Origin of the sequence: Hyalangium sp. (assembly GCF_035629615.1) — a bacterium.
In the GTDB taxonomy this organism is placed as follows: Bacteria; Myxococcota; Myxococcia; order Myxococcales; family Myxococcaceae; genus Hyalangium.
Window position 1 is genome coordinate 1 of sequence record NZ_DASPHO010000005.1, and the last position, 5,575, is coordinate 5,575.

Below are 5,575 nucleotides of genomic sequence, written 5' to 3' on the forward strand. Positions count from 1 at the left end.
GTCGTGTCCCAGGACACGGAATACGGAGCGGTGGTGTCCTCCCCGATGAAGGCAGTCTCCGTGGTGAAGTACACCCGCGTGACCTGCCGGTTGTCGGTCGCCGTGCCCGTGACGGTGACCACGCCGCTCAAGGCCGCCCCGTCGGCAGGAGCGGTGACCGCGGTCTCTGGCGGGAAGAGATCGTTGTCCACCGTGACGCCCACCGAGCTCGGGGGCGAGGCGTTGCCGGACGCGTCATGCGCCACCACGCTGAGAACGTGCGCTCCGTTGGGCACCGTGCGGGTGCTCCAGCTCAGGGTGTACGGCGCGTACTCCCTGCTGCCCAGGAGCGTGTCATCTACATAGTAGTCGACGCGCGTCACGCCTCGGTTGTCGCTGGCGCTGACCTGGAGCGAGCTCGTCTCGCTCACGGTCGCGCCGTTCGCGGGGGTGGTGAACGACGCCTGCGGCGGCAGGTGGTCATTGTCGACAACGATGTTGATCGAGGCGGTGGAGAGCATCCCTGCCGCGTCGTACGCCCGCGCGGTGAGGGTGTGAGCGCCATTGGGCACCGTCCGGGTTGCCCAGCTCAGTGCGTAGGGCGCGCGGGAGCCCGTGGCGATCAGGGTGGGGCCGTCGTACAGCTCCACGCGGTCCACACCGAAGTTGTCGCTCGCCGCCACGGAGACAGTGACGGTGCCTTGCACGGTCACGCCCTCCGCTGGAGAGGTGATGGCCACGCTCGGCGGAGTGGAGTCCGGCTCGTGGCCCACCGTGAGCATCAGGTCGTCATGGTCGTTGAGGGAGCCCGGGACGCAGGCCGAGGCGCTGTCATCGCTCGAGCGGTATACGCCCCGCAGCACCTGCAGCCCCCCCGCCGGGAGCAGGTACGTCGTCGAGAGGACCTGACGGCCGCTCGCCGTAGGCGACAGGGTCGCCACGAGCGTCCAGGCAGGGGCGCCTGCGTCCGGCGAGACGTAGAGGTCCAGGGTCTCCTGGGCGAAGTTCGTGCTCGCATGGACGGTGGCCTGGACCGTCACCTCCTTGCCGGCCGCGAACGCAGTGCCATCGCTCCGGGACACGGCAAGGCGCTCCAGCGAGGGGCTCGAGGCGTACGTGCCCCCTGCCCCATCCGCGCAGGAGCCGTCCACGGTGTTGGGCTGATGCGGCTCGGGGCCAACGGGCCCCCGCCCCTCCAGGAGCCACACCGAGTCACACCGGCTGTCCACGGCGGCGCACGCGGGAGCCCCCCTCGCGGAGTCAAACGTCGCGTTTCCGGCGTTCACGACCGTCACCTCCGCCGGAGCGCTAACCCCCTCGTTGCAGCTGGCGTCGTAAGCCCTGGCGGTGATCACCCCCGAGCCGTTGCTGCCGTTGGCGCTGTCCCAGAACAGCTCATAGGGAGCAGTGACATCCCGGCCAATCAAGTGGTTGCCGAGGAAGAACTCCACCTTGACCACTTCCTCGTCGTCCGTCGCGGTGGCGCTCAGGGTCACCGGGCCGATCAGCGCCGCGCCGGAGGAGGGTGCGGTGAGGACCCCCTGCGGCGACGTCGAGTTCGTCCCGCCGCAGCCGGCATACAGGAGCCGGCTCGGAGAGCCCGTGCCTGGGTTGGAGACCTTGTCGGGCGTCGCGCGGGTGGTGAGCTCGGTGGTGACCTGCTCGGGCGTGGCCAGCGGGTGGCCTTCCAGGTAGCGCGCCACCACGCCCGCCACATGCGGCGAGGCCATGGAGGTGCCGCTGATCGTGTTCGTACTGGTGTCGGTGGAGTGCCAGGCCGAGAGGATGGACTCGCCCGGCGCGAAGAGGTCCACACAGGTTCCGTAGTTGGAGAAGGAGGCCCGCGCGTCGCTGAGCGTCGTCGCCCCGATCGTCAGGGCGGCGGGAGTCCGAGCGGGAGACTGGGAGCACGCGTTCCCGGAGCTGTTGCCCGCCGCGACCACATAGGAGACGCCCGCGTTGATGGAGGCGGTGATCGCGTCGTCCACCGACTGCGCCGCACCGCCGCCCACGCTCATGTTGGCCACGGCCGGCTTGACGTGGTTGGCGGTGACCCAGTCGACGCCGGCGATCACACTGGACCAGGTGCCATAGCCAGTGCAGTCCAATACGCGCACGGCGTGCAGCGTCACTCCCTTGGCCACGCCATACGTGGTGCCGCCGATCGTCCCCGCCACGTGGGTGCCGTGGCCGTGGCAGTCGTTCGAGCCGTAGCCGTCCTCGATGGAGGAGAAGCCGTGGAGCGCGCGCCCACCGAACTCTTCATGGGTGACGCGGATGCCCGTGTCGAGGACGTAGGCGTGGATGCCACTGCCGGTAGCGCCATGGTAGTAGGTCTGATCCAGCGGCAGATCCTGCTGATCGATGCGATCCAGTCCCCAGGGCGCAGCCGCCTGCGTGCTCGCGAGGGAGACCTTGCCGTCCTCCTCCACATACTTCACGCGCGGGTCGTTGCTCAGCTTCAGCGCGGCCGCCTCCGTCATCATCGCGGAGAAGCCCTGGAGGGCGTGCGCGTACACACGCTCCACGGAGGCCTCGTGGAGGGTGGCGAGCTGATGGGCGAGCGGCCCCACGTGCGCCCCGGCCATGGCCTTCTCGTCCAGGACGACGATGTACCGGCCCGGCAAGGCCTTCTCGGTCTTCAGCAGCCGGCTTCCCGCCACGAAGGAGCGGGCCGTCTTCTCCGATGCGGCCTCACCCTCGGTCGTGCGGCCTCCAGAGGGAAGCTCACAGGAAGCGAGCACGAGTCCTGCCGCGAGCAGTGTCACCAGGGTCCGCATGGTTCCCTCCCCCTCATGAGGGTCTAGAGTCGTTTCCTGTTACATTGAATTAATCCTGGGAAGCTGGATCGTCTCCTGTGCAGAAAGAGACTCGCGGCGAGCCGCACTCGCGCCAAGCTGGCGGAAACACAAGGGAACCGCGTCCGCCCTGCTGGCGGGGCTCACACTCTGAGCGCCTGTGTCAGCTCAGCGACTTCTCAGAGAGGAGCCTCTCGACGGCGTAGTCGACGAAGGCTCGCACCTTCGCATTGGCGCGCCGCCCCTCGGGGTGGACGACGTGGATCGGCAGCGGAGGAGGCTCGAAGTCCTCGAGCACGATCCGGAGCTGTCCTCGGCGCAGCTCGGGAGCGATCTGGTAGGAGAGCACCCGGGTCAGGCCTCTGCCGGCCACCGCGGCCGCAATCGCCACTTCGGCGGTGTTGACGATCAGCCGTGTGGGCGGGCTGACCGTCTGGACCTTCTGCCCCGACGTGAACGTCCAGCCCTGCGCCGCGGCGGAAGGTGCGAAGACGATCGCGTCGAACTTGGACAGCTCGGCCGGGGCCCGCGGGGTGCCGTGCTCGGCCAGAAAGCGGGGGGAGGCACAGACCAGGCGCCGCACCGACCCCGCCCGGATCGCGTTCATCGACGAGTCCGGCAGGTGGGCGATCCGCACGGCCACGTCAATCCCCTCCTCTACGAGATCGACGATGCGATCGACGAGCAACGTCCGCGCCACCACGCGCGGATGCCGGGCCAGGAAGTCGAGCAGGATGGGCGCGACGAACATCCTCCCAAACATCATGGACGCCGTCACGGTGAGCTGGCCTCGTGGCTCCGCGTGGGACCCGGCCGCCGAGGCCTCGGCCTCCTCCAGCTCGCCCAGGAGCCGCTTGCAGTCCACGAGGAACTGGCGGCCAGCTTCGGTCAGGCGCACGGTCCGCGTCGTGCGGTGAAGGAGTCGCGCGCCGATCCGGGCCTCGAGCGCGGAGACGGCTCGCGTCACCGCGGGAGGGGAGATCGCGAGGCGCCGCGCCGCGGCAGCAAAGCCCTCCTCTTCCGCCACGGTGACGAACACCCGCATGGTCTCGAGACGGTCCATGTGACCATTCCGCGTCGCGCAACAGTGCATTGTCAAGAGCAGGCATTCCGCTTCTGGAAGGCAACGCTCATCCTATGAGTCATGGGACCCTTCGAACAGTCGCCGTTCCACGCTGGCGAGCAGGCATGCCAGGAGCGGGTCGGAGTCCGCAGCCGTATCGAGCAGATCGGACGGAAGATCATCCGATCGTCCATGCCCGATCAGCATCGCGAGATGTTCGGTCAGCTGCCCTTCCTGATCGTCGGGAGTCTGGATGAAGGCCGCCGGCCCTGGGCATCCATCCTCGTGGGCCAGCCGGGCTTCGTGGCCTCTCCCGACCCATGGACGCTGGGGGTCAACGCGCTGCCCGGCTTCGGAGATCCCCTCCGTCAGAACCTCAAGCTTGGAGCGCCGCTCGGCCTCCTGGGCATCCAGCTCGAGACGCGCCGCCGCAACCGCATGAACGGAACGGTGTCAGAGCTCGTTGATGGCCGGTTCTCCGTCCGGGTCGATCAGAGCTTTGGCAACTGCCCGCAGTACATCCAGGCCCGGGCGCCCGTCTTCGTCGACGAGCCAGCCCGTGTCCTCGAGCCGCGGCCCGTGCGGCGGGAAGGCCCCCGTCTGTCCAAGGACTCGATGGGTCTCATCAGTAGCGCGGATACGTTCTTCATCGCCACGGCTTCCGCGGCCGCGCAAGGCAACGATCCGGTCGAGGGCGTCGACGTCTCGCATCGCGGCGGAAAGCCCGGCTTCGTGCGGGTGACGGAGGACAGGGGCCACACCATCCTCACGGCGCCGGACTTCTCCGGCAACCTCCTCTTCAACACGCTCGGCAATCTGGCCCTCCACCCACGAGCCGGGCTCCTGTTCGTCGACTTCGCCTCCGGCGGACTCCTCTCGCTGACAGTCGAAGCCGAGGTCCTCTGGGACGGACCCGAGCTCGAGGCCTTCGCGGGGGCGGAGCGACTCGTGCGATTCCGCGTCACGGAAGGCCTCTGGATCGAGCACGGCGTGCCGCTCCGCTGGTCCGCGGCGAAGCCCGCGCCGCAGCTGGCCGCCACCGGCTCCTGGCAGGAGGCCGATCAGGTGATGGCAGCCGCTGCATCCCTCGGCGATGAGCTCGATTCGCCATAGCTGCCGCTTCAGCGCTGCCAGCCAGGGTGGGCAAAGCCCTGGCAGCTGAAGCTCATGGCGCCTGCTTGCTGGCAGAGTCGCGATTCTTGGCGGCGAGCTCTTCAGCGGTGTCCGGCTGCCGCTTCGCCGAGGCCTTGGGTCCGAAGCGCTGCGCGTAGTCGTCGAACAGGACGTTGAAGTGCTCCATCGTGAATGGCTCCGGCTGCAGCCCGGCGAGGCGGCGCTCGAGGGAGCCCAGGCACACCTCCCACCCCGAGGCGTCGCGGGCCGACTTCGCCTCCTCCTCGAAGGTGTGGGTGAAGACCAGGAGCGTCGTTCCGTCGCGCGGCTGCAACTCCCAGCGCAGGACCTCGCCACCCCACGTGTACTCGAGCGTTCGCGGCGGATCGTACACCGTCATCTTGCCATCCATCGCCGCGTCGCCCTCGCTGCCCTGGTACGCCTCGTGTCCCGCGGCGGCGACGGCTTTCATCTCGCTGTCCAGCGGCGGGCCGACTTCCTCCTGGAACACGAACCGGAGCTTCGCGCCCTGGTGGCGCTCCCCGCGAATCTGCGCAGGGAACCAGTGCACGAGCTCGGCGTTGTCGGTGAGCGCTCGCCAGACCTTCTCCGGCGGGTGGGC

Annotated in this window: 4 protein-coding genes; 1 reads left to right on the top strand and 3 read right to left on the bottom strand. The window is 68.8% G+C overall.

All coding sequences use genetic code 11. The annotated features are described in order from the left end of the window. On the bottom strand, positions 1–2,759 hold a 2,759-nt coding region (locus VD972_RS00100; RefSeq protein ID WP_324978853.1), incomplete at its 3' end, for an Ig-like domain-containing protein. 181 nt (positions 2,760–2,940) lie between these two features. After that, positions 2,941–3,840 carry a LysR family transcriptional regulator gene (locus tag VD972_RS00105; RefSeq protein ID WP_324978856.1) on the bottom strand — a complete coding sequence of 300 codons (900 nt, stop codon included), beginning with the start codon at positions 3,838–3,840 and terminating at the stop codon, positions 2,941–2,943. Between the two features lie 81 nt (positions 3,841–3,921). On the opposite strand from VD972_RS00105, the gene VD972_RS00110 reads away from it, so the two are divergent. Further along, on the top strand, positions 3,922–4,953 hold the full coding sequence (locus VD972_RS00110; RefSeq protein WP_324978859.1) for a pyridoxamine 5'-phosphate oxidase family protein: 1,032 nt from the start codon (positions 3,922–3,924) through the stop codon (positions 4,951–4,953). Positions 4,954–5,005: 52 nt separating this feature from the next. Here the strand turns inward: VD972_RS00110 and VD972_RS00115 are convergent. Then, a partial coding sequence (locus tag VD972_RS00115) for an SRPBCC domain-containing protein (RefSeq protein ID WP_324978862.1) occupies positions 5,006–5,575 on the bottom strand: 570 nt, incomplete at its 5' end.